Here is a 25,729-nt window from a genome sequence, read left to right on the forward strand (position 1 = left end):
TTGTTACTGTTTATAGTAACAAAAAAAAGTGGTTTTAACCACTTTTTTGCGAACAGGTATTCCATTCTATCATTTGTTCCGTTTCTTTTAATGCTTTTCCTACTTGATGCCCTTTATCGATGACAGTTTGCGTTTGTGTAGATCTTTCCTGTATAAATCGTGCTTCCAAGATATGTTCAAGTAATGACAATTGTTCAATCAATTCTTCTATACGTTTCATGCTGCATCCCTCCAGTTGTTAGTGAAGTTCTCCATAACATGATGAAATCCTTTGCCAACGACAAAACTAGAAGGATTAAGCTAATACTTACAACAATTCGACACACAAACTATGAAACCTTAAAGCGCGAATCACGTCTAGTAGGGTGTGGTTATGATAAACTGGTATGCGAGGTGACGAGCATGGCATTTAACTACCCGAATGGTAAGATTTATACGCCCACAAAAAATAATTCGGAAAAACGTGCAAAGAAGGATTATACCTTCAGTAACCGGGGAAAAACCTTAGAGGATGAGATTAATGAAACAAATGACTTTTATATGCAAAAAGGTACGGCAGTCATTCATAAAAAACCTGTACCTATCCAAGTAGTAAAAGTAGAATATCCTTCCCGAAGTGCAGCTGTCATAAGAGAAGCCTATTATCGGACTGCTTCGACAACAGACTTTAATGGTGTATGGCAAGGCATTCATGTGGATTTTGAAGCGAAAGAAACGAAAAATAAAACTTCCTTCCCTTTAAAGAATATCCATGCTCATCAAATTGACCACATGCGACTGGTAACGGAACAGAAAGGTCTTACCTTTTTAATCGTTCGTTTTTCATCCATCAATCGATATTTCATTTTACCTTATCGTCCCCTTCAAGATGCATGGGATGAAATGTGTAAAGGTGGTCGCAAATCAATTCCGTTCGAATTTTTCGAACAACATGCCTTTGAAATAGTCCCAGGAGCTTATCCTCCAATTGACTATTTGCGGGGAGTAACAAAGATGCTTTCAGAGGAATCTGTGAAGCCGTGAAAGTGAGGAGACGTTCGTGAGCGAAAAAGCTAACTCTCGTGGACAACGAAGAAAAGAATTAGAAAAACAAAAGAAATCGAAAAAAAGAAGTACAACAGGTTGGTTTAAACGTATTATTATGGCCTGTCTCATTATTGGATTGGCAGGACTGTTATTCGGTGGAGGACTCTTTGTTTATTACGCAAGCTCTGCACCAGAATTAGATGAAGAATCATTAAAGGACCCAATTTCATCTGAGTTTTATGATGTAAATGGCGATGTCTTTGCAACAATTGGATCCGAAAACCGAGATTATGTGAATTACGAAGATATCCCTAAAGAAATGGAAGAAGCCATATTGGCTACTGAAGACGCTCGTTTCTATAAACATAACGGAATTGATTTTTACCGCCTTGGTGGAGCAATTCTTGCTAACATTACAAGTGGATTTGGTTCTCAAGGTGCTAGTACTTTAACACAACAAGTGATAAAAAATTCATTTTTACAAAATGAAAAAACGTTAAAACGTAAAGCTCAAGAAGCTTATCTTGCTTATCAACTTGAACAAAAGTATGAAAAAGAAGAAATTTTTGAGATGTACTTCAACAAAGTCTTAATGTCAGGAAATATTTATGGATTTGGGACTGCATCTGAAAGCTTTTTCGGAAAAGAATTAAAAGACTTGGAGCTACACGAAATGGCGATGTTGGCCGGAATGCCTCAAAGTCCGAACAACTACAATCCTTTCAAGCATCCCGAAGCCGCAGAAAAACGTCGAAATATCGTTTTACGCCTGATGGAACAGCATGGGAAAATTACAAAAGCTGAAATGGAAGAAGCACAAGCGATTCCAATAACTGAAGGTTTACTAGCTGAAGAAAATCGCAAACCTTCGAATTCTACCAAGTATCTTGCCTTTTTGGATATTGTATTGAATGAACTGGCAGCTAAAAGCTCAGATGATTCTTTAGCTGATGGATTGAAAGTCTATACGACGCTTGATCCACAAGCTCAGGGTTCAGTAGAAGAGGCTTTTTCAGGAGATAACTTCCCTACTCAAGAAATGCAAGCAGGAATGACCGTATTGGATACGAAAACAGGTGCCATTGTTGCAGTAGGTGGCGGTCGTGATTATGGCCCAAGCTTCGAATTTAACTACGCGCAAGATGTTTCAAAACGTGGTATTGGTTCAACTGTTAAACCGATCCTGGATTATGGTCCTGCCATCGAATATTTGAATTGGTCTACTGGTCACACCCTGGTTGATGAAAAAATGAATTATTCAAATTCAGATCAACAAATTTACAATTTCGATAATGAATATCTGGGAGCTATGACAGCGCGTGAAGCATTGTATCGTTCTCGAAATATACCAGCTGTTAAAGCCTTCAAAGAAGTCGAAAGTGGTGACCGCAAAGAATTTGCCAATAATTTAGGCATTACTGGTGACTATCTCGATTATGAATCTGCTGCGATTGGAGCAACTACCGGAATCAACACGATTAAGTTGGCAGCGTCATATGCAGCTTTCGGGAATGACGGCATGTACTCAGACCCTTACACTATTAGTGAAATTGTTTATCGTGATGGAGAAACGAAGAAAACATTTAAACCTAAATCAAAACCAGCCATGAAAGATTCAACTGCTTTTATGGTGACCGATATGCTTCGAGATGTAGTTAGTGAGCGCAGAGGCGCATCTGGTAAAGCAGCAATCATTCCAGGCTTGGATGTTGCAGGTAAAACAGGAACCACCAACTATACATCCAAAGAATTTAATGATTATAATTTGCCTGAAGGCTCAGCTCCGGATATTTGGTTTGCTGGTTATACGACAAATTATTCAATCGCCGTTTGGACTGGTTATAAAGAACGTAAACAAGCAATCAATACAGCCGATTCAACTGAACGCACTTTCGCCCAAAGATTGTTTAAAGATGTTATGACAAATATATCTGCAGACAAAGATACACCACGCTTTAAACGACCAAATTCAGTTGTAGAAGCAACTGTTGAAGTGGGCACTTCCCCTCTTCGTCTTGCAAGTGAATTTACACCGGACAACTTGAAACGAACAGAATTATTTGTTCGTGGAACTGAACCAACTAAAGTTTCCGAGGAATATGAACAAATTGAAGTGGAAGCACCATCAAATTTCAAAGCTGAATACAGTGAAGGCGATCAATCAGCTACATTATCCTGGAAGCACAAAGCACCAAAACGTGATAAAGACAAAGTGGATGTAGCATTTGAAGTTTCGTTTGCAGTGGATGGAGGCACTCCTTCGGTTCTACAAACCACTAGCCAGGAAGGCTTGATTGTCACAGGCATTACTCCAGGCAGTACCTATACATTTACTGTAGTGGCAATAGCAGAAGGAGTACGAAGCGAACCAGCTAGTACAACACTTGAAATTGATGCCACTGAAGTACCTGAATCGGAAATTCCTGGTGAAGGGAATGGTAACGGGAACGGGAACGGAAATGGTAATGGTAATGGTAACGGGAACGGAAATGGTAATGGTAATGGCGGGTCAGATGGCGATGGAACGACACCTCCACCTGATGAAGGGACGACACCACCTGTCGATGGGACAACGCCTCCTCCTGAAGGTGAAACTCCCCCACCGCCAGAAGGTGGGGGCGATGATGGATCAACTGAAGGTGCCGCAAACAGTACAGAAAATAAGACTCAAGCGAGAACCGCCTCAATATCGAATTCTGATTCCTCTATAAGTCCATAATATAAAAAAGAAGCAGATCCTTTTAGGATCTGCTTCTTTTTAGTTTGATTTTATGCGCAATCGAGCAATTTTCTTGATTGTTTCATCGAATAACTCATTTAACTGACTAGAAGCAACATAGCGATTCGAATTCGTAATGATAAATATATATCGTTCTTTCCCGTTTAGAGGAAGGATTTCGTAGTCTTGAATCTCTTCAGGCTTAAAACTTGTTGATTCTGATACTTGAACCAAGAAATCTTCATATAGCTTAATGCCTAAAAGCATCTGCTCATGAACACCCTTATTTTTCAGTTTAAAAGCATCTTTTATCATTTCTTTTAAAGTCGACCATTGACTTAGAATGCCGCTAAGATGTTCTTTTTGTGCATGTTTGGCATCAAATCGAATCAAATTTCTACCAATCCTTTGTTTAGCCTTTTTTTCCCTTCACGACACAAGGACAACAGTGGACACACTGGACATTGGGGGTTTTGTGCTTTGCAATGATAACGACCGAAGAAAATAAGTTGGTGATGTGTTCTTGACCACTTGTCCATAGGCGTCTTTTTCATGATTGTTTCTTCAACTTGCAGAACCGAATCTTTCCAGCGACAGAGACCCAGTCGTTTTGTCACTCGCTCCACATGTGTATCCACTGCCAATGCAGGGATATCAAACGCAACTGAAACGACAACATTTGCTGTTTTACGACCCACTCCAGGAAGTGTGGTTAACAAATCACGATTGGCAGGAACTTCACCATCAAATTGTTCAAGCAGCATTCGACACAATGCTTGTATGTTTTTTGCTTTGTTACGAAACAATCCAATTGAACGTATATCATCCTGTAGTTCTTCCAGTGGCACACTTAAATAATCTTCCGGGGTTTGATACTTTGCGAATAAAGCCGGGGTCACTTTATTTACGAGTACATCCGTACATTGTGCAGAAAGCAATGTGGCGATTGTCAGCTCAAATGGATTGGCGTGAACGAGCTCACAATGAGCATCAGGGAACATTCTATCCATTTCTGATAAACAATACTCCCATTGACTTTTTGTCAGCATATTTTCACTTCCCTACTCTCGCTCTTCTAACCAATTATAGAATGGTACTTTATTTGATTTTTGCGGTTGTGTTGGTGGCGATGTTCTTTCCGGTACTGTGCGGAATTGACTTGCTTGTTTTTCAACATCCTGCATGGTTTTGACATTTTTCTTTTTCCATTCAAACAAAATGCGATCGATGTAGCGTAAGCTCATTTTTTGTGCAAGTACAGCTTCTTTCAATGCTGCTCGAATCAACTCGGGTGATTGCTGATCTTGATCCATCCACATTGCAATAGTTTCACTTTCCATAGGGGAAAGGAAACGCCCGAATTCTTGTTCAAACAATCGGAAAATCTCGCCTTCTTGTTCTTTTTGAGTCATTACTTTCTGTGACGTTCTTTCTTCCAGAACTGTGTCAATTAACCGATTCCATAATGAGTGAAAAGAAAAGGCTTCAATCAATACTCCTTTATCATCATATCTTTGTTGTATCGATAAATACCCTTTTTGGAACAATCTTTGCATATGTCGACTTACTTGTTCCGATGTAAAATGGGAACGTTCCACTAAATCATCTGGCGTGGGAAAATGATTTCCCTTATCGATAAACGCCACCATATGAAGAATTAAAAAGGCTTCATCATCCTGGATATCACACTTTTTGTAATGTTGAAAAAAGAGCTGGGAAATGGTTACATTTCCCTGCTCTGTCCACATACGGAGCCGATCTGGCTGTTGCTGTTGCATACCCGAACTCTCCTTTGTACTTATAATATTGATAAAAAACTCATGTTACGAATTTTAGCTGTTTTCTTTACTTTCCTACATGTCTAGTTCCGAAGCCCAGCTCGTACCTTCCACCGTCGGAGTCGAGCTAGCGTGGGCTTCTGCACTTTTCTTGTTTATGGATATAAACGGTTTAATAAGCGTGGGAACGGAATCGCTTCACGGACGTGTTCTGCTCCACTGATCCATGCTACTGTGCGCTCTAATCCTAGTCCGAATCCTGAGTGTGGCACGGAGCCTTGTTTACGCAGTTCCAAGTACCATGCATATGCTTTTTCATCCAGTTCGTGTTCTGCAAGACGTTGTTTCAATAAATCGTAATCGTGAATACGTTCTGAACCACCGATGATTTCGCCATAGCCTTCAGGTGCAATTAAGTCCGCACATAAAACGACATCATCACGTTCTGGGTGTGGCTGCATATAGAATGGTTTAATACCAATCGGATAATGCGTGATGAATACAGGCTTGTCATAATGTTCAGCAATTGCAGTTTCATGTGGTGAGCCAAAATCATCACCCCATTGAATATCATCAAACCCTTTTGCATTTAAGAATGTGATGGCATCGTCATAAGAAATACGTGGGAAAGGAGCTTGAATATGTTCAAGTTTCGTTACGTCACGATCAAGACGCTCCAACTCCAACTTACAGTTTTTCAGGACTGATTGAACAACGTATGAAACATATTGCTCTTGCACCACAAGATTTTCTTCAAATTCCGTGAAAGCCATTTCCGGCTCGATCATCCAGAATTCAATCAGATGGCGACGTGTTTTTGATTTTTCAGCGCGGAAAGTAGGACCGAATGAGAACACTTTTCCAAGTGCCATAGCAGCCGCTTCCATATAAAGTTGACCTGATTGAGAAAGATATGCATCTTCATCAAAATATTTGGTCTGGAACAATTCAGAAGTTCCTTCAGGAGCAGATCCTGTTAAAATCGGCGGATCTACTTTTGCAAATCCATTTTCATTGAAAAATTCATAAGTTGCACGGATGACTTCATTACGGATTTTCATAATGGCATGTTGTTTACGTGAACGCAACCATAAATGACGGTTATCCATCAAAAATTCAGTTCCATGTTCTTTTGGTGTGATTGGGAAATCTACTGCTTCGTGAATGACTTCGATATCTTTCACTTGAAGTTCAAAGCCAAACGAAGAACGCTCATCTTTAGTAACTTCTCCGACAACGTACATTGACGTTTCCTGTGTTAAAGATTTTGCTTTGATAAATAATTCTTCTGCCACATCTGCCTTAACAACAACGCCTTGTACGAAGCCAGAACCATCGCGTAGTTGCAAGAATGCAATCTTTCCACTTGAACGTTTATTGGCTAACCAAGCACCTAATTTTACTGTTTCGCCTAAGTGTTTTGGCATTTCGTGAATCATAATTTTTTTCATAAATTCCTCCAGAAATTACAGCAAACCATCTTGCCATTTTGATCGTACAAATGTATCTATACGTGACACTGCTTCTTCAAGTAAGTCGAGTGAAGTTGCGTAGGATAATCGAATTGTTGATGGGGCTCCAAAACCAGAACCCGGAATGACCGCTACATTTGCCTCAGTCAGTAGTGCTTCTACAAATGTGTCAACTGAATCATAACCTGTTTTTGATGCTGCTTCAGAAACATCTGGAAATAAATAGAATGCTCCTTGTGGTTTTAATACTTTGAAACCTGGAATAGCTACTATTTGCGGGAAAATAATTTCAAGACGTGATTCAAACGCAGAACGCATTTCTTCTACTGTGTCCTGAGGACCATTATACGCTTCAATTGTAGCGTATTGAGAAGTAGTGACAGGGTTTGATGTGGAATGGCTCGCTAAGTCTGTCATTGCTGTAATGATTTCCTTGTTACCCGCTGCATAGCCTATACGCCATCCTGTCATGGAATGTGATTTAGACACACCATTGATAATAATCGTACGCTCTTTTGCATCGTCTGAAAGTTGAGCAATGGAAATATGTTTGGCATCTCCATAAATCAATTTTTCATAAATTTCGTCAGATATTATCCAGATGTTCGCTTCTTTACAAACTTCTGCAATTTCCTGCAATTCAGTTTTTGAGTAAATCATCCCGGTTGGGTTACTTGGAGAATTCAAGATAACGGCACGAGTCTTGTCAGTGATTGCTTGTTTAATTTGTTGGGCAGTGATTTTGTATTGTTGTTCAGCTGTACCTTCAATATAAATAGGTACGCCTCCTGCAAGTTTCACTTGTTCTGGATAACTTACCCAATAAGGGATGGGAATGATTACTTCGTCATTTTCATTTAATAGTACTTGGAACAATGTGTATAAAACATGTTTCGCACCAATACCAATCAAAATTTCAGACGGTTGATATGTGATTTGTTGATCACGCTGTAACTTGTTGATAATTGCTTTTTTTAATGCTGGCAAACCGCCTGCTGGTGTATATTTTGTATAACCATCATTCATCGACTTAAATGCCGCATCCAAAATGTTTTGAGGAGTATTATAATCGGGCTCGCCTGCGCCAAGACCAATCACATCAATACCTTGTTCTTTTAATTCCTTTGCTTTTGCTGTAATGGCAAGTGTTGTTGACGGTGTCAATGTCTGAACACGGTTAGCTAATATAGGTTTCATCATCGATTGTCCCCTTTTACATATTCAATATACGTTTCCACCATTTTCCATTTTCAAATAATAAATAAACGTAATTAAGCTTGTCGTTTTCATTTAAAAATGTAATTTCCCATACTGCATGATTTTGTTCCCAGCCAAGTTTAGTATGTAGCACCTCTTTGACTTCAAATTCATCTTGTACAGTTTTAATGGCTTGTTTTTTCGAAATGCCATCTTTCATAAGCACTTCTTCAATTTTTAATTTTTGATTGGAGGAAGGAATAAAAACAGCTTTTTCTTCTCCGTTTTCATCGTTTCCAAGTACAGTAATATATGTATTTGTACTACTGTACACCTGTGAATCTGTCACTTCTGTTAACATTTTCTCACTAATTGCCAATTGTTCAGCATCCTGTTTTGCGCTTCTGAAAGGTTGTCCTGCTTTCCAGATGACAAACAAGCTGATACAAAGAGTTAATGAAAGAATAAATACACTGATAAAAATAAACCATTTTTTCATTTCTGCACCTTACGTTTTATAAATTGTGAAAACGGCTTTCTCATGATTATCTTTTTCAAGTGCCAGGCCAAACATTAAATTTCTTTGTTTCAAAGTGCGATTCAAGGCGTCCACAATTTTATACAAGTCTGATTGATAGTCAACCGTAACTGTTGATATTACTTCAATTCTGCTTTCCATTTTGTAACCCCTACTTTCTTCGCTCATACTTTCTCATTATACCAATTTTCAAGGTCCAAGACCATATCTTCTAGGGATACTTTCTTAACTGGGATATCTGGCAAAGCACTAATAAACTCTTTCCCATAAGATTTCGACTCAATTCTGCGATCGAGGACAATAAATACGCCACGATCGGTTGATGAACGAATTAGACGGCCAAAACCTTGACGGAATCTAAGAATCGCTTCCGGCAATGCCAGTGATGTAAATGAATTGATTCCTTGTTTGGTCAGACGGTCAGCTTGTGTTTTGAATACAGGCTCATCCGGTGAAGAAAACGGCAACCGTACCAAGATGACTGCAGTTAATGCATCTCCCGGTACATCGACACCCTCCCAAAAACTATTCGTACCAAACAATACGGACTTTCGGAACCTCTGGAATGATTTCAATAATTTCATGCGGCTACCTGATGTCATGCCTTGGGCGAATAACATATAATCTTCAAGCAATCCTGTATCTTGAATTAAATCGACTGTTTTTCGCAACATGTCCTGTGATGTGAAGAGCACAAAACATCGGCCTTCCGTAATCAGAACCGTTTGAATGACTGCATCGGCAACTGCTTCGATAAAATCAGATTGTGAGACATGCTGAATATCCGGCATATCATCGACAATGAATAAATTGGCTCCTTGGTAAAAATCTTTTGGCGCAGAGTAATTTTTTATGGACACCGTCTCTGGAAGCCCCAGTTGATTGACGATGAAACGATTATTTCCTGGGACTGATAACGTACCTGACGTCCAGACGATGCCAGCACTGCCTCTCCAATCGTTAAATATTTCATTGACCGCCTGTGTACTGTTAATCGGTTTTTTATACACTTGCAGGCTACCTGGAATGCTTCTGCGATCCATTTCCACCCATACTGAATGTTCTGCAGGAGAAGATAGGAAAATATCGACCCATTCACCTGTCTTGATTTTCATTTCGTTCAACCAATATTGCCATTCGGCAGCAACTAGTTTATCGGCATGTGTTGATTCAAGCTGACTTTTAGACATTCTCTCGAGTAAGTGTTGGGCAATTGTCACCCACCTTTGAAGGTATTGGTAAACTTCATCGAGCAATTCATAATCCAGATCTAAATCTTCGAACAAAATCGTTTGTTTCGAATGAGATTTTGTCGCAGTCTTACGGCGGACACTCTGAATAATGGATTGAATCGCTTCATCAAACTTGTCACTACACCTCATATAAATCCGATCAAGTTCATCGAACGAATAAATCACATCCACCCCATGTTTCTCCAAAACATTGGCGAAAGAAAAGGTTAATTGTTCCTGATCGCGGGTTCCAAGTTGACCAAATACATATTTCCACTGCGTGTATGAAAAGATTCTTTCATCACGTGTATTCGCAGCTTGTACAAATTGATGTGCTTCATCAATAATAAATCCACTGATTTCATTCTTGAGTAATGGTTCCAGCCTATGCCGATCAGTAAAGAGCATGGCATGGTTGGTAATAAGAATATCTGCATGCTGACTTTGAAGCAATGCATATGCATGGAAATCATGGTCATTCACTTCCGTTGTCTTAACGGAAAATGCATTTTTCCGGACTTTGTCGAGGAAAAATTGACCGCCACTTGAAACGTTCAGTTCCCCAACATCACCTGTAGAAGTTCTTGTTAACCAAACTAACAGCTGGCAAATAGCAAACGTTTCATCATAAGATTCGTCTTTTGCACGCAGTAATTCCTCGAAACGGTGCAAGTCGAGATAATGTCTAGCACCTTTCAAAATCGCAACTTGAACACTATTTTTTACAATGGCTTCTAATTTCGGTATTTCAACGTCATATAGTTGCTCCATTAAGTGAGTAGTGTACGTGCTGATTAATACTTTTTTGTTTTGTTGTTTTGCATAGAAGTAACTTGGAATTAAATAACTTAGCGTCTTTCCGAGTCCCGTCGATGCTTCAATGGCCAGTTCATTTTTTTCCTGAAAGGTTTGCCATATGGCATCCATCATCTGAAACTGCCCTTCACGTTCTTTGAAGTCCTGTAACCCTTCTGAAAAATAGAGACGTTTCTGGTTCTTGGTTTCAGGATAGAAAATGGAAGATTCCACTGGACCTTGCATGAAATACTTCTGTCGAAGCGGAATGCCTTTATAAAAATCGTAATTTTCGGATTTGAGCATCTTTCGCTTTCTTTGAAGAGCTTCGAAAAATAAAGCAGAGATGTCGAATTTCATCTGAAAAGATCGTTTATGAATTAGTTCTAATGTTTGAATCGGCAGTTTTTCAATTTCTTTCATACACTCTATAAATAATTCAGCGGTCGCATAGGCATCATCGTCTGCACGATGGGCATTTGTTAGTTGGATGCCCCGCTCTTGGGTAATATCCTGTAATTTATAACTGAAAGACGTCGGAAACAGTAAGCGTGACAGTTCAACGGTATCCATTTTTTTGCCTTTCCATAAAGGGAATCCCGTACGCTTGAATTCGGCTTGTACAAAAGATAAATCAAAATTCGTATTATGCGCAACAAAGATACAATCTTCCAGCATGTCATAAATGTCTCCGGCCACATCTTCAAAAATCGGTGCATCTTTGACGTCATCATCTGAAATATTGGTCAAGTCTTGTATGAATAAAGGGATTTTTTTACCTGGTTGAATGAAGGTTGAAAAAGTAGATTGGATTTGCCAATCTCGTACGAATACAACGGCAAATTGAATCATCCGATCCCCTTTTGCAGGCGAATGACCCGTCGTTTCAATATCTACAACGGCATAAGTAGGGCTTAACATAAAATATCAGCTCACAATTTAGACTTCTAACAAAAAAATTGTATCACAAAACATCTATGGAAGTGTAACTGACACGATGTGATGAGGTCTATTTCAAGAAGGAGGTTATTGCCAAATGGACATATGGAAACATTTCACCGCCATTTTTATCCTGGCTTTTTCATTATCTGCTTGCAAAACGGAATAAGAGGTACTTCGTGACCAACATCCTGTTGGCCCAAGTAAGCTTGCTAGTTCGTCTGCGTAAAGGGTGCAGATTCCATTTTTAATAAATTTAAAAAAGCCAAAGAAAATAATAATATCGCATTTTCCACAAAAATGGTAGATGAAAAAGAAATGATTGAAACATTACGATTCACCCTATAAAAAGACACTATTCCAGACTGGATTCCGGTTTGCTTTTGACTTCCCCCTGTATAACTTACCTGAGCAAAAAACCTCCCGATGTTGTAAATTTGGCAGGTTCCTTCATTTTACTCCGTTTAATTTCATCATTCCTTATAATCAAAAAGGTTATTTGGAATTTTTATGGAATATATATTTATATCTATTACATTATTCTCATTCCGAATAACTTTTAAGATTATTTGAAAGGAAGTTGGCTTATAAAAAAAGAGAAAAAGATAAGAATCATATACTCACTCATATCATTAACAATGATATCAGTTATTTTGTTTATGCTTTATTTGAATAGCTGGCATCAAAAACAATACTTTCTAGATAATATCCAATATCCCTTAGTCGAATTACAAGGAATTTTGCAACAACAAGAAACAGAAGGTTGGAACAACCCTCAGATTGTTTCGAACCAATTAAATCTTATTCTTGATGATCTATGGTATGGAACGGCTTCCCATACATTCCCCTCCAAAGGACTGAGTAAAGAAGAAATGGAAACCATCCAAAAGATTGCTTCTGCATTAAATCAATTACCGACAAATTCAAATTACCAACTAAGCACTTGGACAGAAGAAGATATAAAGAAAGCTCAATTTGTAAATCAAGCACTAATTAAAGCTGAACTGAAAATGGAGAATACAATTTCTGTTGACTGGGACTACTTCATGGCGCAATGTGAAATATTGCAACAAGAATTACTATTTATTAATCAACCTTGAGCAGTTACCTAAAATGAATTACATCATAAAAAAGAGGAAAGAAGTGAGATCACTTCTTTCCTCTTTTTATTCTGTACATGTTGAAATACAGTTTTTACTTACATTACTGTTGCTTCAGGTTCGTAGCTGATGATTTCACGAATTGAATTATTCTCACCCATGATGGCAACAGTTGGTTTATGTTCTTTTGCTTCATCGTTCATCACGTATGCATACGACAAAATAATGACGACGTCGCCTTTTTGAACAAGACGGGCAGCTGCTCCATTAACACAAATAACTCCACTGCCTCTTTCGCCGGCAATGATATACGTTTCAAAACGTGCACCGTTATTGTTGTTTACGATATGCACTTTTTCATTTGGCAGCATACCGACTGCATCCAAAAGATTTTGATCGATAGTGATACTGCCTACATAATTTAAATCCGCTTCGGTCACGACAGCGCGGTGAATTTTTGAATTTAACATCATTCGTAACATGGATTATTCTCCTTTATTGTTCAAAATTAAATTATCGATCAGCCGTGCTTTTTCGAAAAAGACAGCTACCGCTAAAATAATGGACTTGTTATTTGATAAATTATTTGTCAGGTCGGGATAGCTCAACAGTTCCACATAATCAATATTCCCAGACGTGCCATTTTCGATGTGTTGTATGGTTACTAATGTAGCTTTCTCGGCATCCTGGTTCTTTTGATAATCTTCCAGTCCCATTTGTATCGCTTGTTGGATAAGTGGCGCTTCGACACGTTCTTTTTCACTTAAGAATACATTTCTTGAACTTTTAGCTAAACCGTCCTCTTCCCTAACTGTTGGGACTCTGCGAACTTCGAGAGGGAAATTATAATCTCTTACATACGTTTCAATGATAGCTAGTTGCTGAGCATCTTTTTGGCCAAAATATACTTTAGTCGGCTCAACTAGATGGAAAAGCTTTGTGACAACTTTCAAGACACCATCAAAATGTCCAGGTCTTGAAGCACCACAAAGAACATCAGCTTGAGCACCTGCACGGATTGTAATTCCGCCATCTTGCGGATACATTTCTTCCGCTTGCGGGAAGAACAACAAATCGACTCCTGCCTCAACGGCCATTTTCGTATCCCTTTCTAAATCTCGGGGATATCTGTCCAAATCCTCATTCGGACCAAATTGTGCAGGATTGACAAAAATACTCATGATCACAAAGTCATTTTCTTCTCTTGCATGTTTAACTAAAGACATATGCCCTTCATGCAAAAAGCCCATCGTTGGCACAAAGCCGATGCTTTTACCGGCTTGTTTCGCTGCTTTTACGTTTTCTTTTAGATCGTTGATTAACTGAACTTGAATCATTGTTTTCCTCCGTATAACTGTTGGAATTCTTCATCTTTCATTGTGAATCGGTGTTCAACTGCTGGAAATTCACCAGATTTCACTTCATCAACATATTGTGTCAAGCCGTCTTCAATTTCTTTGCCTGCACTCGCATAAGCTTTAACAAACTTAGGCATATGATGGCTACCATAAGTCACGGTGTCATGGAATACTAGAACCTGACCATCCGTTTCAGCGCCAGCCCCAATGCCGATGACAGGAATCGTCAAAGATTCTGTGATTGTTTTAGCGAGTTGGTAAGGAATACATTCCAGAACTACCATAATGGCACCTGCCGCTTCACATGCCTTGGCATCTTCAATTAGTTTTTGAGCAGCTTCCGCAGTTTTCCCTTGTACTTTATAGCCACCTGATACGCTTGCAGATTGTGGAAGCAACCCAAGATGAGCCACTACGGGAATACCAGTACGTGACAATAAACGGATGACGTCGATCATTTCATCCGCACCTTCAATTTTCAGTGCTTGTGCATTTGTTTCCTGGAAAAGGCGAATGGCATTCGAAAGTGTAGTGTCCGTTGTCCCGTGGTAGGTTCCAAATGGCATATCCACTACAAGGAAGGTATCTTTTGCACCGCGTCTTGTTGCTTTTCCATGATGAATCATATCTTCCATTGTGACAGGAATCGTCGAATCATATCCAAGCACAACCATGCCCAGGGAATCTCCCACAAGCAAAATTTCAACGCCTGCACTTTCTGCAATTTTTGCAGATGGATAGTCATAAGCAGTTAACATAATAATTTTATCGTTCTCTTTTTTCATATTAATAAAATCGGTCGTCGTTTTCATTTCCTAGCTCCTCTCTTCGGAGAGAAAACCAAAATAAAAACCCTACTGACCAGGAATGGACAGAAGGGTTGCGTAGGATAAGTAATTGGTTTCCTCCGTCCCTGTCGATTAAGATCAAGGCAGAATTATTAAATTTATAAAGATCTTCTTGTATTCATCAGGTGCAGTTCTACAAAGATACTGCCCTTCGCTTTTACTATAACAGAAATAAATTGCACATTCCATCTTGATTTACTTTTCTTAATTTTGTATTTCGATATCAGCAGAGTAAATTCCGTGAATCTGACCATCGTCGGTTTTGACTTGTAATACCCCATCATTTGTAATGCCGAGAGCCAAGCCTTCAATTTGCTGATTAATCATGCTCGCTTTTATTCGTTTACCGAGTGTGCACGAATAACTTTCCCATAGGATCTTCAATGGCTCAAAACCGTGCGTTATATATAAATCTGTATAAATTTCTAAATGATGCAAAATTCGTGCAATCAGTTGAGCACGATCGACTGGTTGTCCAGAAACCATTTGAATGGAAGTGGCGATCGATTGTATTTCTTCAGGGAAATCTGTTTCTAACTGGTTAACATTCACTCCGATTCCCAAAATGATGGCATGAACACGGTCCATGTCGGCCTGGAGCTCTGTCAATATTCCAGTACATTTCTTCCCATTTATTAATAGGTCATTCGGCCATTTAATCTCTGCGCGAATGCCTGCTATATCTTCTATGGCTCTTGTGACTGCTACTGCTGCAACCAACGTGAACTGCGGTGCTTTTGTAGGCGGTATTTCCGGTCGAATGATTACACTCATCCAAATGCCTTTTCCTTGAGTAGAGGTCCATGCTCGTGCCAAACGACCTTTTCCTGCCGTTTGTTCTTCACAAACGACAATCGAGCCATCAGGTGCTCCCGATTGTGCAAGTCGATGGGCGATAGGCTGAGTCGAAGGGCAAGTTTCTTCATAATGAATTGACTGGCCAAACCGTTTGGATGTCAAATACTGATTAATTTTGGCGGCTTGCAATGAGTCTGGAGAGGATGTCAATACATATCCTTTTTTCTTAATGGAATTAATCACAAATCCTTCTTCTTCAAGTTCCTTAATATGTTTCCAAATAGCTGTTCGAGATAATCCAAATTCATCTGCTAATTGTTGGCCCGAGACAGGCTGACCCTTTGCAGATAATAAACGTTTCTTAATTTCATATTTCACTGTTGGATTCATTCATTATCCATTCCTTTATTTTGGTAGCATCATTCACTACTTTTTTATGAAGCACAGCCATTTCAATCTCTGCCAATGCTTCTTTGAGCCAAGGACCACCACGCTTGCTAAACCAATCCATCAAGTCTTTCCCTGAAATGACAAGATCAGCTTTTGATTGAATTGGTAAGGAACGCTTGAGTTTTATTATTGTATCGATTGGCATCGGTGGGATCTTATCTCTCAATACATGAACGAGGCTCTCCGCCTTGATAAGAATATCTTCATTAAAAGAGTATAGGTCATCTCTCGTAAACAAACGTTCAAATCGAATTTGAGTGGCTTTAACCAGTTGACCAATTTGTTGTTTCGATTCATTCGATAATTTAAACGTTCTGGTCAGTTCGGACACAGATGAGGTTTCCTGCAATAAACAAAGAAAGGACCAACATATCAAGCTGTTGCGAGGATTTCCTAGTTGCGCCCATTTTTCATGTTGGAATGGGAAACCTCCTGGCAATTGATCGGACAATTTGCTTGTGACGAGATAGCTCATTCCATTTTGTAAGTTCGAGCTATCCCACATTTTTTCAAGTTCAGCAGTCACTCGTTCAACAGATACATATGTAAGATTTTCCGCGCAAAATTGGATGGCTTCCAACGATTTGTCGTCAATTGTAAAACCGAGCTGAGCACTGAAACGTACAGCTCTTAGCATACGTAGAGCATCTTCCTGAAAACGATCAGTAGGATTGCCGACAGTTCGAATGATTCGGTTTTCTAAATCAAGTCTTCCATCGAACAAATCGATAATCTGAAAACTTTCAGTCATGGCTAGTGCGTTCATTGTGAAGTCTCTACGCTTCAAATCTTCTTCGAGAGACAGGACAAACTTTACATCCGTTGGTCTTCGGTAATCTGCATATTCCCCGTCGCTCCTAAATGTTGTGACTTCAATGGGAATATGACTTTCGAGAACAAGGATAGTTCCATGGGCAAGTCCGACATCGACCGTCCGTTTGAATATTTTTTTTACTTGTTCTGGTAAAGCGCTGGAAGCGATGTCGATATCATTGGCTTCTTTTTGACGCAAAAAATCGCGCACTGCTCCTCCAACAAATACGGCTTCATATCCATTTTCTTTCAGCTTATTTATAATTGCTGTACCAGCTTGCCAATGTTCAGTTGTTAACATATTGACGAACCACTTTCTCGTACAGTTTTTCGTATTGGTTCACGATGATTGAAGAATGGAATTTTCGAGACACCGCTTCAATGGAAGCATTTCTCATGCGTTTATGTAAGTCATTATTCTTTAATATCTTCAAAGCATTACATGCCACTGCTTCAACATCGTTTAAAGGGACAATGTAGCCATTTTCTCCGTGGTCTATTACTTCTGGTATTCCGCCTACATTTGTGCCGATACAAGGTACTCCACAGGCCATTGCTTCTAATAATACCAACCCGAACGCTTCCTTTTCCGACAGAAGTAATTTCAAATCACTTATAGAGTACAATTCAGACACATTATTCTGTTTTCCTAAAAACAGCACATCATTTTGTAATCCCAAGGAATCGACTTGTTTAATGATGTTATTCATTTCAGGCCCATCTCCGACAAGAAGTAATTTAGATGGCATTTCTTTTCGTATATAAGCAAAACTTGAAACAACATCTTCAACATGCTTCACCTTTCGGAAATTCGAAACATGAATGACTACCTTTTCATCCTCATGAATATTGAAATAAGACTTTACATTCGTTGATTTGGATGGAACATATTCGCGTTCATCAACAAAATTATAAATGGTTTCAATCGTCTGAGATGGTTGTATTAATTGATACGTTTCTTCCTTCAATGAATTGGAAACTGCCGTTACCACATCTGATTTTTCAATTCCATAGCGGATGGCACCTGTAAGAGATGAATCGTAACCCAAAACACTAATATCTGTACCATGCAATGTTGTCACGATTCCCACATTTTGTGCGGCCATGTCACGAGCAAGCACTGCACATACCGCATGTGGGATAGCATAATGCACATGCAGTATGTCTAAGTTTTCTTTTTGGACCACTTCAGCCATTTTACTCGCCAGGGCGATATCGTAAGGAGCATATTGAAAGACAGAATAACTGTTCACTTCCACTTGATGAAAGAAAATATTTGGAACCATGCGATTTAACCGAAAAGGCATGCTGGAAGTAATGAAATGAATTTCATGACCACGCTCTGCAAGGAGCTTCCCCAGTTCAGTTGCGATTACTCCTGACCCCCCTACTGTTGGATAGCAGGTGATGCCAATTTTCAATTTCTTCATGAAACCACTTCCTTTCTTAAGAACGTCTTTCTTGTAGTAATCGCCAATCAATAAAGCCTTTTTGCAGACCTTTTAATAAAACTTCTGCAGTTCCCATATTGGTAGCCAAAGGAATTTGATACACATCACATAATCGAATCAACGCAGTCACATCAGGCTCATGAGGTTGGGCAGTCAACGGATCACGGAAGAATATAATCATATCCATTTCATTTTTTGCAACCATGGCACCTATTTGCTGGTCGCCTCCAAGTGGACCCGACTGAAAACGGATTACGGCTAAACCTGTTTCATCGATAATCCGTTGTCCCGTGGTTCCTGTAGCGTAGAGTTCATGCTCATCCAAAATGTCACGATAAGCAGTCACAAACTGGATCAGATCATCTTTTTTACGGTCATGCGCAATTAAAGCTATTTTCATGAGGTTCGCATCCTATCATTTATAAAATGTTTTCGAGTCCGTACACAAGTTCTTTTAAATCCATCACCTGGTTTATAGAAAATGTCACGCCAGACATAAAAGATTGTCGATTGAAAGAATCATGTCGCAGTGTGAACAGCTGCCCATCTCCACCAAACATCACTTGTTGGTGAGCTACCATTCCAGGTAGTCTTACACTATGTATTGGTATTCCATCATAGGATGCACCTCTTGCACCTGGCAACGTTTCTTCCTCTAATGGATGTCCTTGTTTATGTGCTGGTCGTACTTCCGCAATCATTTGAGCTGTTTTATAAGCTGTACCAGATGGGGCATCTAGTTTTTGATCATGGTGCATCTCAATGATTTCAACATCCGGAAAATAAGCAGCAGCCATGGATGCGAATTTCATCATCAATACGGCACCTATCGCAAAATTAGGTGCAATAATGCAACCTAATTCATTATCCTTTGCAATTTTCGTGCATAACTCTAGTTGTGCTTCGCTAAACCCTGTTGTGCCGATTACTGGTCTTACATCATTTTGCAAACACATCGTCGTGTGTTCAAAGACTTGATGGGGTGTAGTCAAGTCCAAGAAAACATCTGGTCTGATTGCTGAGATCAGACTATCTAGATTCAAAAATACGGGTACATCATAGCCTGCAGGAAATTCTGGAGACTCACTTAATAGATCTCCTATTTCTTTATGATCAAGTACTGCCACTAATTCCATATTCTCATTATTCATGATAGTATGTACAGCTTCTTGTCCCATTTTGCCTCGTGGTCCACCTATAGCAACTCGAATCATTATTCTTCCTCCTTTAACGTCCAACGATTTTTATCTCTTGAGTTAAATTTGTCCATTACACGGTCATGTGCTCGTTGCATATCAATGTTCTCAGAATTGGCAAAACAGATAAGAACGAACAGCAAATCGCCTAATTCTTCTTCCATGCTCTTTTTTGCTTCAGTCAATTTTTTCTTCTTTATACCATGCACATGTTGAACTTCCCTTGCCAATTCACCTAGTTCTTCAGTCATTCGTGCAAGCATTTCAAAGGGAGGAAAATAACCTTCTTTAAATTTCCCAATATAATCGTCGACTTCTTTTTGCAAAGTTTGAATAGTTTTCTCATTCGTCATTCTTTTCACGCTCCTATCCTTATCCTAATAATAAGGAATGATGTTGTCAAAATACTAAAAATGAATGATAATAGCGAAGGATTCTTTTTCAGAAAATGGGGTGTTTCAGTGTTGAAAGGCATTAAGTTTAAAAATATATTTTTCATTATGTTAGGAGCAGCAATATTCAGCTTTGGTTTTGTTCATTTTAACATTCAAAACGAGCTTGGTGAGGGTGGATTTAGTGGAATCACCTTAATATTATTTTTTGCATTCAAACTAGATCCAGCTTTAATGAATTTGCTACTTAATATTCCCATGTTTATTCTGGGGTGGCGCCTTCTAGGGCAAAAAGTATTTGTATATACAATCATCGGGACTGTCTCCGTATCAGTATTTTTAAAGATTTTTCAAATCTATGAAATCAATATACATATACAAGATGATTTGTTCCTCGCTGCCCTTTTTGCAGGAGTTTTTGTTGGCGTAGGGCTTGGTATCATTTTCAGATATGGCGGCACGACTGGAGGCGTGGATATCATTGCCAGACTGGCGCATAAATACTTTGGCTGGAGTATGGGAAAAACGATGTTCATGTTTGATGCAGCGGTCATTCTACTTTCCTGGTTAACATTCTTGGATTCACGTTCCATGATGTATACGTTAGTGGCGGTCTTTATTGGAGCGCGGGTGATTGATTTTGTGCAGGAAGGTGCTTATGCAGCACGTGGTGCATTTATTATTTCGGAATTCCAAAGTGAGATTGCAGATCGAATCGCAAACGATATGGAACGAGGCGTAACCGTATTAAGAGGTTTTGGACATTTTACTAAATCTGACCGTGAAGTCTTGTATTGTGTGGTAGGTAAGAACGAAATTGTCCGCTTAAAAAGCATCATCACATCCATAGATCCCCATGCCTTTGTTTCAATGACTGAAGTACATGACGTTATGGGCGAAGGATTTACGTTGGATGAGCAAAAACGTCCACTGGATTAAGCAAATGATATAAGTTAGTTGGATATAAAAACTCACGTGGCATGTCAATCATGCACGTGAGTTTTTTTTTGATTCTATTCGTCTCGGCTCATGCCTGTATAAATTAACACTAAACGTAACAACTCAAGAACCCCTACAGCAGCTGCAGCAACGTACGTCATGGCAGCGGCATTCAATACTTTACGTGCATGTTTTTCTTCTTCGTTACGGATGACTCCGAGAGTAACGATTTGAGTCATGGCACGACTTGAAGCATTGAATTCTACTGGCAATGTAACAATTTGGAACAATAACCCTACGGCTAACAAAACAATTCCCAATAACAACATATTGGACATGCTTGCAAAAATCCCGATCATCACGAAAATCCATGATGCATTTGAAGAGAAGTTTGCTACAGGTACTAACATGTGGCGGAATTTCAAAAATGAATAAGCTTCTTTATGCTGAATCGCATGTCCAACTTCATGGGCAGCAATTGCAGTACCAGCGACTGAAGCTTCATGATAATTGTGCGAAGATAATGCGACAATTTTCGTCATAGGATTGTAGTGATCGCTCAAGTAACCGCGACTTTCAACCACTTTAACATCTTGTAAACCGTTTTGATCTAAAATTAAACGTGCTACCTGAGCACCAGTCATCCCAGATGTAGAACGTACTTTTGAGTATTTTTTATACGTACTCTTTACTTTATATTGCGCGTAAATTGGTAACAATAATAATACGGCAAAATATATCAAAAAACCCAAATGGATCATCTCCCTATTTTCTATCTACCACTTATTTTATCTGCCCTGCAATAAATGAGCAACTATTTAGGCTGCTGAAGAGGTGACGATTTAGTGACCTTAATCGCAAGTAATATACAAGCGATTGATAACCAGAATGTAAAATAGCCGATTGCCTGAAAATGTTCGCTCAAGCTACGATAGATTGGCATTTGTCCAAAGACATAGTCAATAACATCATTATGTAACGTCCAGATCGATGCTATCAAAATATGTTTCCACGTGAATTTATAGTTAGGTATATATAGTACTGCTTGTACGGCCATCGCAAAATGACTCGCAATCAACATCCATCCGACCGCACCAATTGGACTCCCTTCAAATTGTGTCCAAATGTTCATTACTACTGCCCATAATCCATATTTTACAAGCGTAATCAAAGCGAGAGCTTCAATAAGCTTGAAATTTCGGTTAATCAGCCATCCAAATAGAGCAATTGAGAAAAATAAGCTGGCTGTGGGACTATCGGGTACGAAAATCAAGAAAATCGGATCCGTTATTGCAAGTTGCCACCCATACCAGTAATACCCATAAGCAGTTCCTAAAATATTTACGATGAGCAACAACCACATGAATGATTTATGAAATAATATGAATTTAATTTGAGTAAGTAAAGTATGCACTTCCTACGACTCCTTTATGTACAAAAAAAGAGCCAGTTTCCTGACTCTCTTTTTAAAATCAATTATGGTGTTAACTCATCAATGAATGTAGCTAACTCTTTTAATTCTTCTTCAGTACCTTTGAACGAGCCAGCTGGCATTGTACCTTTACCATTTTTCGCGATTTCCATAATTTCTTCAGCCGTTTTATCAGTAGCTGCTAAAGATGGACCGATACCACCTTCAAATGCATTACCGTGACAGCCTATACAAGATGCTTCAGAGTAAATTTTATACCCTTCCGCTTCTGTGTCGAATTGTGCTTCTTCACGAATTTCACCTTGAGCTTTTGCTGCTTCCCAGTCATGGTTGACCACTGATTCCCAAGTAAGGTAAATCATTGATGCCAATGCAAGTAGCATAAATGCCGTTGGTAAAGGACGTTTAAATGGACGACGTTCTGGACCTTTGTCCAAGAATGGTGCAAGCATTAGTGCACCAAACGCAAGTCCTGGAATAACGATTGCTCCGATAACATTATATGGACCAGAAGCAAATTCATATTTTAACAATTGATATAAGAACAAGAAATACCAGTCCGGTAGTGGAATGTAACCTGTATCTGTTGGATCCGCTTGGCGTTCAAGTGGTGATGGATGTGCAACAGTCAAGATTAAATAACCAATTAAGAAAACGGAACCAACCAACCATTCTTTCAATAAAAAGTTTGGCCAGAAAGCTTCTGTTTTACCCGGATACTCGGAATAGTCTTTTGGAATATTCGGTTTGCGATTAGCAGGTACACGAGAATCCCCGACAAATTTCATCCCTTTTCCGCGATGCATATTGTCCCCTCCTTTTAGAAATCATCAAAGACGCTGTTTTTTTACAACGGTCCTGAAATACCTTGTTTACGAATCATGATAAAGTGTGCTGCAAGCAACCCAAGCAAAGCAGCTGGTAAGAAGAATACATGAATCGCAAAGAATCGTGTTAGCGTTTGTGCACCGAGAATGTGTTCATCGCCGGCTAACAAGGTTTTAATAGCTCCTCCGATAAATGGCACGGATGCAGCAATTTCAATACCTACTTTCGTTGCAAACAACGCTTTCATGTCCCAAGGAAGTAGGTAACCCGTGAATCCTAAACCTAACATGACGCCTAAAATCAATACGCCGACAACCCAGTTAAGTTCACGAGGTTTTTTATAAGAACCTGTAAAGAATACACGTAATGTATGAAGGAAAATCATAACGATTACAAGTGAAGCTCCCCAGTGATGCATACCACGCACAATTTCACCGAATGCTACTTCGTTTTGTAAGTAGTAAACGGATTTCCATGCATTTTCAATATCTGGCGTATAGTACATTGTTAAAAACATACCCGAAAGAATTTGAATCACAGTGACGAAGAACGTTAAGCCCCCGAAACAATAAACGAATGCTGAAAAATGATGTGCAGGGTTAACGTGCTCTGGAACTTCATGATCTGCAATATCACGCCAAATAGGAGTAATATCCAGACGTTCATCCACCCAATCATAAATCTTATTTAGCACTGACGTCGTACCCCCTTACTTTAAACTAATGTATTTGGTCGTGTTTTACCGATTTGTAAAAGACCATCTTTCACACGTACTTCGAACTCATCCAACGGACCTAGAGGTGGTGTTTTTGGTACGTTCTTACCATTCTTCTCATATCGACCACCGTGACATGGACAGAAGAATTGGTCCGGGTGATCCGGGCTACCTGCCCAGTTTACCGTACAACCTAAATGTTTACATACTGGAGATAGCGCGATAATTTTGTCGCCCTTTTTGTAAACCCATGCAGTGCTTGTGACTTCAGATGTATACCATGCATCTACTTGTTCAAATGAAAAGTCTACGCGTTCCGGCACATCAGTGATATCAGCCACTTTTTTATCAGTTGGTACAAAGTCTCCGCCTCCAGCTTTTTGCAATACTGGATCGATTGCAAAACGAACCATCGGCATTAACATACCTGCAGCCATAAACCCACCAACACCGGTTAGTGTGTAGTTTAGGAATTGACGTCTTGATACACGATTGTTACTCATCCTTTTCCCCCCTCTAACTTTAAAGGTCAGTCCAACGGACATACTTATACAAAAAATAGTAAAACTAGGACAGTTCTATGATAGCTCAATAAAAAACGGAGGTCAATATTCCTTTAGTTGCGAACATCTACTTTGTGAACATTTCTTGAAGCTTATTGAACTGCCTATTCCCAGCGATTTGCAAATACCGGAATTATTTGTCTCAATTGATCTTCCAGAACGGATTGACGCAATTTCTGGTCCATGTGTTCAAGTGGTATAGAAGGCGTATAAATAACGTTTAATTCACTTACTTCATTTCCCCACGTCATATCGCATGAAACAAAAAACAAGTGCTTAAAGCCCGCTTCATTCAATGTTTCCGTCCATTCATTCCCTAATTGTTGCCTATTGGAACGCTTCGTATACGATATCGGTGGCATTAACACCACTCGTCCTTTAAATTGATTTTCGATAAAAGCGGTAAGAGACATCAAAAATTCAGCGCTTGATGCATTTTGTTTCAGTTGGCTGGCTTGTCCATCGATTAGTAACAAAGGGATTACGGCTGTATCAACAAATTCTTTCTGTTCTAAAAATACATTTATATCTTTTGAGTTCCAGTACATATCTTCATTTCCTCTCAACAAAAAACTTCATCGCATATACGATGAAGTTAAGATTTGGATGATTCTTTCATCCCTTGTAGCAATTTAGACAATTCAAAAAATCGTTCTTTATCATTGGCGTCCAAAGCTTCATCAATTTGTTTCAATATATGTTCTTCTCTAAATGAATTCATGCTGACTTTAAGCACTTCTTCAGCTATAAGACGATCTTTGTCGTTAATATGCAGGTATTTCGGCATAAATGGATTTTCTTCCAAAACCGCCAAATACTCTGAACTTGGTGGTACATTTGGAAAATTCAACTGAATAAACATGTCTTCATTTGGATTTAAACGTAAGTCGTGAAATGATTTCTCGGCATCTGCAGTCATTAAATTTCCTTTGTAAAAGCGAAAAGGCACGCCATTCGACTCTGTAACAGACATAACCATCGCTCTTGGGCAGTAATGTGCTTCTTCTACAAAATGTACTTTTTGGAGTAAATCATCATGACTTAACAAATAATTGAGGATCCATACGCATTCTCGTCGTTTCATTTGATATCGTTTCAAAAACCAACGCACAAATTCTTTCTTTTCCATCACAGAAACAGATGCGGTCAT

At 39.2% G+C, this 25,729-nt stretch carries 29 protein-coding genes; 4 read left to right on the forward strand and 25 right to left on the reverse strand.

Annotated elements, in window-relative coordinates:
- Nucleotides 1–34 precede the first annotated feature (34 nt).
- Nucleotides 35–220 carry a hypothetical protein gene (locus MHH33_RS10340; protein ID WP_016427378.1) on the reverse strand — a complete coding sequence of 62 codons (186 nt, stop codon included), beginning with the start codon at nt 218–220 and terminating at the stop codon, nt 35–37.
- 182 nt (nt 221–402) lie between these two features.
- On the opposite strand from MHH33_RS10340, the gene recU reads away from it, so the two are divergent.
- On the forward strand, nt 403–1,023 hold the full coding sequence (gene recU, locus MHH33_RS10345) for a Holliday junction resolvase RecU (protein WP_016427379.1): 621 nt from the start codon (nt 403–405) through the stop codon (nt 1,021–1,023).
- 16 nt (nt 1,024–1,039) lie between these two features.
- A complete protein-coding gene (locus MHH33_RS10350) occupies nt 1,040–3,745 on the forward strand; it encodes a PBP1A family penicillin-binding protein (protein ID WP_342541696.1) in 2,706 nt (901 codons plus the stop codon).
- Between the two features lie 39 nt (nt 3,746–3,784).
- Here the strand turns inward: MHH33_RS10350 and MHH33_RS10355 are convergent, their stop codons facing one another.
- From MHH33_RS10355 to dinG, 8 genes are all read right to left on the reverse strand, one after another.
- Entirely contained in the window at nt 3,785–4,138 is a 354-nt protein-coding gene (locus MHH33_RS10355; RefSeq protein ID WP_342541697.1) for a YpoC family protein, read from the reverse strand.
- Nucleotides 4,135–4,794, reverse strand: a complete 660-nt coding sequence (nth, locus tag MHH33_RS10360) for an endonuclease III (protein WP_342541698.1) — start codon at nt 4,792–4,794, stop codon at nt 4,135–4,137. Before nth ends, MHH33_RS10355 begins: the two co-directional genes overlap by 4 nt.
- 12 nt (nt 4,795–4,806) lie before the next feature.
- Nucleotides 4,807–5,523 carry a DnaD domain-containing protein gene (locus MHH33_RS10365; RefSeq protein WP_342541699.1) on the reverse strand — a complete coding sequence of 239 codons (717 nt, stop codon included), beginning with the start codon at nt 5,521–5,523 and terminating at the stop codon, nt 4,807–4,809.
- A gap of 155 nt (nt 5,524–5,678) precedes the next feature.
- On the reverse strand, nt 5,679–6,974 hold the full coding sequence (gene asnS / locus MHH33_RS10370) for an asparagine--tRNA ligase (RefSeq protein WP_342541700.1): 1,296 nt from the start codon (nt 6,972–6,974) through the stop codon (nt 5,679–5,681).
- A 15-nt stretch (nt 6,975–6,989) separates the two neighbouring features.
- Nucleotides 6,990–8,192 carry a pyridoxal phosphate-dependent aminotransferase gene (locus MHH33_RS10375; protein WP_342543762.1) on the reverse strand — a complete coding sequence of 401 codons (1,203 nt, stop codon included), beginning with the start codon at nt 8,190–8,192 and terminating at the stop codon, nt 6,990–6,992.
- A 16-nt stretch (nt 8,193–8,208) separates the two neighbouring features.
- Entirely contained in the window at nt 8,209–8,691 is a 483-nt protein-coding gene (locus tag MHH33_RS10380) for a DUF5590 domain-containing protein (RefSeq protein WP_016427386.1), read from the reverse strand.
- A gap of 9 nt (nt 8,692–8,700) precedes the next feature.
- Complete coding sequence (locus MHH33_RS10385) at nt 8,701–8,871, reverse strand: YpmA family protein (RefSeq protein ID WP_016427387.1); 171 nt, start codon at nt 8,869–8,871, stop codon at nt 8,701–8,703.
- Between the two features lie 23 nt (nt 8,872–8,894).
- Nucleotides 8,895–11,678 (reverse strand): ATP-dependent DNA helicase DinG, encoded by a 2,784-nt coding sequence (gene dinG, locus MHH33_RS10390; RefSeq protein ID WP_342541701.1) that lies wholly within the window; start codon nt 11,676–11,678, stop codon nt 8,895–8,897.
- Between the two features lie 656 nt (nt 11,679–12,334).
- Here dinG and MHH33_RS10395 point away from each other — a divergent pair.
- A complete protein-coding gene (locus tag MHH33_RS10395; RefSeq protein ID WP_016427390.1) occupies nt 12,335–12,796 on the forward strand; it encodes a hypothetical protein in 462 nt (153 codons plus the stop codon).
- A 98-nt stretch (nt 12,797–12,894) separates the two neighbouring features.
- Here MHH33_RS10395 and panD read toward each other — a convergent pair whose 3' ends face one another.
- The 9 genes from panD to MHH33_RS10440 form a co-directional block, all read right to left on the reverse strand.
- Nucleotides 12,895–13,278, reverse strand: a complete 384-nt coding sequence (gene panD, locus MHH33_RS10400) for an aspartate 1-decarboxylase (RefSeq protein WP_016427391.1) — start codon at nt 13,276–13,278, stop codon at nt 12,895–12,897.
- Between the two features lie 3 nt (nt 13,279–13,281).
- Nucleotides 13,282–14,133, reverse strand: coding sequence for a pantoate--beta-alanine ligase (gene panC / locus MHH33_RS10405; protein WP_342541702.1), 852 nt, complete (start codon nt 14,131–14,133; stop codon nt 13,282–13,284).
- On the reverse strand, nt 14,130–14,966 hold the full coding sequence (gene panB / locus MHH33_RS10410; RefSeq protein WP_016427393.1) for a 3-methyl-2-oxobutanoate hydroxymethyltransferase: 837 nt from the start codon (nt 14,964–14,966) through the stop codon (nt 14,130–14,132). Before panB ends, panC begins: the two co-directional genes overlap by 4 nt.
- 240 nt (nt 14,967–15,206) lie before the next feature.
- The gene (locus MHH33_RS10415; RefSeq protein WP_342541703.1) at nt 15,207–16,190 is read right to left on the reverse strand and encodes a biotin--[acetyl-CoA-carboxylase] ligase; all 984 of its coding nucleotides are present in this window, start codon (nt 16,188–16,190) and stop codon (nt 15,207–15,209) included.
- A complete protein-coding gene (locus MHH33_RS10420) occupies nt 16,168–17,364 on the reverse strand; it encodes a CCA tRNA nucleotidyltransferase (RefSeq protein ID WP_342541704.1) in 1,197 nt (398 codons plus the stop codon). The genes MHH33_RS10415 and MHH33_RS10420 overlap by 23 nt, the downstream gene beginning before the upstream one ends.
- The gene (bshA, locus tag MHH33_RS10425) at nt 17,351–18,493 is read right to left on the reverse strand and encodes an N-acetyl-alpha-D-glucosaminyl L-malate synthase BshA (protein WP_016427396.1); all 1,143 of its coding nucleotides are present in this window, start codon (nt 18,491–18,493) and stop codon (nt 17,351–17,353) included. The genes MHH33_RS10420 and bshA overlap by 14 nt, the downstream gene beginning before the upstream one ends.
- 16 nt (nt 18,494–18,509) lie before the next feature.
- Nucleotides 18,510–18,914: a methylglyoxal synthase gene (gene mgsA / locus MHH33_RS10430; RefSeq protein WP_016427397.1), complete on the reverse strand. Its 405-nt coding sequence runs from the start codon at nt 18,912–18,914 to the stop codon at nt 18,510–18,512.
- Between the two features lie 19 nt (nt 18,915–18,933).
- A complete protein-coding gene (gene dapB, locus MHH33_RS10435; RefSeq protein WP_304412219.1) occupies nt 18,934–19,731 on the reverse strand; it encodes a 4-hydroxy-tetrahydrodipicolinate reductase in 798 nt (265 codons plus the stop codon).
- Nucleotides 19,728–20,063 (reverse strand): nucleotide pyrophosphohydrolase, encoded by a 336-nt coding sequence (locus MHH33_RS10440; RefSeq protein WP_016427399.1) that lies wholly within the window; start codon nt 20,061–20,063, stop codon nt 19,728–19,730. The genes dapB and MHH33_RS10440 overlap by 4 nt, the downstream gene beginning before the upstream one ends.
- A gap of 108 nt (nt 20,064–20,171) precedes the next feature.
- Here MHH33_RS10440 and MHH33_RS10445 point away from each other — a divergent pair, with 108 nt between their 5' ends.
- Nucleotides 20,172–21,041 (forward strand): YitT family protein, encoded by an 870-nt coding sequence (locus MHH33_RS10445; RefSeq protein ID WP_036659377.1) that lies wholly within the window; start codon nt 20,172–20,174, stop codon nt 21,039–21,041.
- A 74-nt stretch (nt 21,042–21,115) separates the two neighbouring features.
- On the opposite strand, the gene MHH33_RS10450 is transcribed toward MHH33_RS10445, so the two are convergent.
- From MHH33_RS10450 to MHH33_RS10480, 7 genes are all read right to left on the reverse strand, one after another.
- A complete protein-coding gene (locus MHH33_RS10450) occupies nt 21,116–21,802 on the reverse strand; it encodes a zinc metallopeptidase (protein WP_036659379.1) in 687 nt (228 codons plus the stop codon).
- Nucleotides 21,803–21,855: 53 nt separating this feature from the next.
- A complete protein-coding gene (locus MHH33_RS10455; RefSeq protein ID WP_342541705.1) occupies nt 21,856–22,455 on the reverse strand; it encodes a DUF1405 domain-containing protein in 600 nt (199 codons plus the stop codon).
- A 62-nt stretch (nt 22,456–22,517) separates the two neighbouring features.
- Complete coding sequence (locus tag MHH33_RS10460) at nt 22,518–23,279, reverse strand: menaquinol-cytochrome c reductase cytochrome b/c subunit (RefSeq protein ID WP_016427403.1); 762 nt, start codon at nt 23,277–23,279, stop codon at nt 22,518–22,520.
- A 41-nt stretch (nt 23,280–23,320) separates the two neighbouring features.
- Entirely contained in the window at nt 23,321–23,995 is a 675-nt protein-coding gene (locus MHH33_RS10465) for a cytochrome b6 (RefSeq protein WP_016427404.1), read from the reverse strand.
- A 20-nt stretch (nt 23,996–24,015) separates the two neighbouring features.
- The gene (locus MHH33_RS10470; protein WP_016427405.1) at nt 24,016–24,519 is read right to left on the reverse strand and encodes a ubiquinol-cytochrome c reductase iron-sulfur subunit; all 504 of its coding nucleotides are present in this window, start codon (nt 24,517–24,519) and stop codon (nt 24,016–24,018) included.
- Nucleotides 24,520–24,683: 164 nt separating this feature from the next.
- The gene (locus MHH33_RS10475; protein WP_016427406.1) at nt 24,684–25,127 is read right to left on the reverse strand and encodes a YpiF family protein; all 444 of its coding nucleotides are present in this window, start codon (nt 25,125–25,127) and stop codon (nt 24,684–24,686) included.
- A 47-nt stretch (nt 25,128–25,174) separates the two neighbouring features.
- Nucleotides 25,175–25,729 carry a ReoY family proteolytic degradation factor gene (locus MHH33_RS10480; RefSeq protein WP_016427407.1) on the reverse strand — a complete coding sequence of 185 codons (555 nt, stop codon included), beginning with the start codon at nt 25,727–25,729 and terminating at the stop codon, nt 25,175–25,177.

Origin of the sequence: Paenisporosarcina sp. FSL H8-0542 (assembly GCF_038632915.1) — a bacterium.
Lineage (GTDB): Bacteria > Bacillota > Bacilli > Bacillales_A > Planococcaceae > Paenisporosarcina.

Excerpts from the sequence above, each read along its gene's own strand:
- MHH33_RS10340 (WP_016427378.1), bottom strand. The coding sequence starts at position 220 with ATGAAACGTATAGAAGAATTGATTGAACAATTGTCATTACTTGAACAT.
- recU (WP_016427379.1), top strand. The coding sequence starts at position 403 with ATGGCATTTAACTACCCGAATGGTAAGATTTATACGCCCACAAAAAAT.
- nth (WP_342541698.1), bottom strand. The coding sequence starts at position 4,794 with ATGCTGACAAAAAGTCAATGGGAGTATTGTTTATCAGAAATGGATAGA.
- MHH33_RS10365 (WP_342541699.1), bottom strand. The coding sequence starts at position 5,523 with ATGCAACAGCAACAGCCAGATCGGCTCCGTATGTGGACAGAGCAGGGA.
- asnS (WP_342541700.1), bottom strand. The coding sequence starts at position 6,974 with ATGAAAAAAATTATGATTCACGAAATGCCAAAACACTTAGGCGAAACA.
- MHH33_RS10375 (WP_342543762.1), bottom strand. The coding sequence starts at position 8,192 with ATGAAACCTATATTAGCTAACCGTGTTCAGACATTGACACCGTCAACA.
- MHH33_RS10380 (WP_016427386.1), bottom strand. The coding sequence starts at position 8,691 with ATGAAAAAATGGTTTATTTTTATCAGTGTATTTATTCTTTCATTAACT.
- MHH33_RS10385 (WP_016427387.1), bottom strand. The coding sequence starts at position 8,871 with ATGGAAAGCAGAATTGAAGTAATATCAACAGTTACGGTTGACTATCAA.
- dinG (WP_342541701.1), bottom strand. The coding sequence starts at position 11,678 with ATGTTAAGCCCTACTTATGCCGTTGTAGATATTGAAACGACGGGTCAT.
- MHH33_RS10395 (WP_016427390.1), top strand. The coding sequence starts at position 12,335 with ATGATATCAGTTATTTTGTTTATGCTTTATTTGAATAGCTGGCATCAA.
- panD (WP_016427391.1), bottom strand. The coding sequence starts at position 13,278 with ATGTTACGAATGATGTTAAATTCAAAAATTCACCGCGCTGTCGTGACC.
- panC (WP_342541702.1), bottom strand. The coding sequence starts at position 14,133 with ATGATTCAAGTTCAGTTAATCAACGATCTAAAAGAAAACGTAAAAGCA.
- panB (WP_016427393.1), bottom strand. The coding sequence starts at position 14,966 with ATGAAAACGACGACCGATTTTATTAATATGAAAAAAGAGAACGATAAA.
- MHH33_RS10415 (WP_342541703.1), bottom strand. The coding sequence starts at position 16,190 with ATGAATCCAACAGTGAAATATGAAATTAAGAAACGTTTATTATCTGCA.
- MHH33_RS10420 (WP_342541704.1), bottom strand. The coding sequence starts at position 17,364 with ATGTTAACAACTGAACATTGGCAAGCTGGTACAGCAATTATAAATAAG.
- bshA (WP_016427396.1), bottom strand. The coding sequence starts at position 18,493 with ATGAAGAAATTGAAAATTGGCATCACCTGCTATCCAACAGTAGGGGGG.
- mgsA (WP_016427397.1), bottom strand. The coding sequence starts at position 18,914 with ATGAAAATAGCTTTAATTGCGCATGACCGTAAAAAAGATGATCTGATC.
- MHH33_RS10440 (WP_016427399.1), bottom strand. The coding sequence starts at position 20,063 with ATGACGAATGAGAAAACTATTCAAACTTTGCAAAAAGAAGTCGACGAT.
- MHH33_RS10450 (WP_036659379.1), bottom strand. The coding sequence starts at position 21,802 with ATGATCCATTTGGGTTTTTTGATATATTTTGCCGTATTATTATTGTTA.
- MHH33_RS10460 (WP_016427403.1), bottom strand. The coding sequence starts at position 23,279 with ATGCATCGCGGAAAAGGGATGAAATTTGTCGGGGATTCTCGTGTACCT.
- MHH33_RS10470 (WP_016427405.1), bottom strand. The coding sequence starts at position 24,519 with ATGAGTAACAATCGTGTATCAAGACGTCAATTCCTAAACTACACACTA.
- MHH33_RS10475 (WP_016427406.1), bottom strand. The coding sequence starts at position 25,127 with ATGTACTGGAACTCAAAAGATATAAATGTATTTTTAGAACAGAAAGAA.
- MHH33_RS10480 (WP_016427407.1), bottom strand. The coding sequence starts at position 25,729 with ATGACCGCATCTGTTTCTGTGATGGAAAAGAAAGAATTTGTGCGTTGG.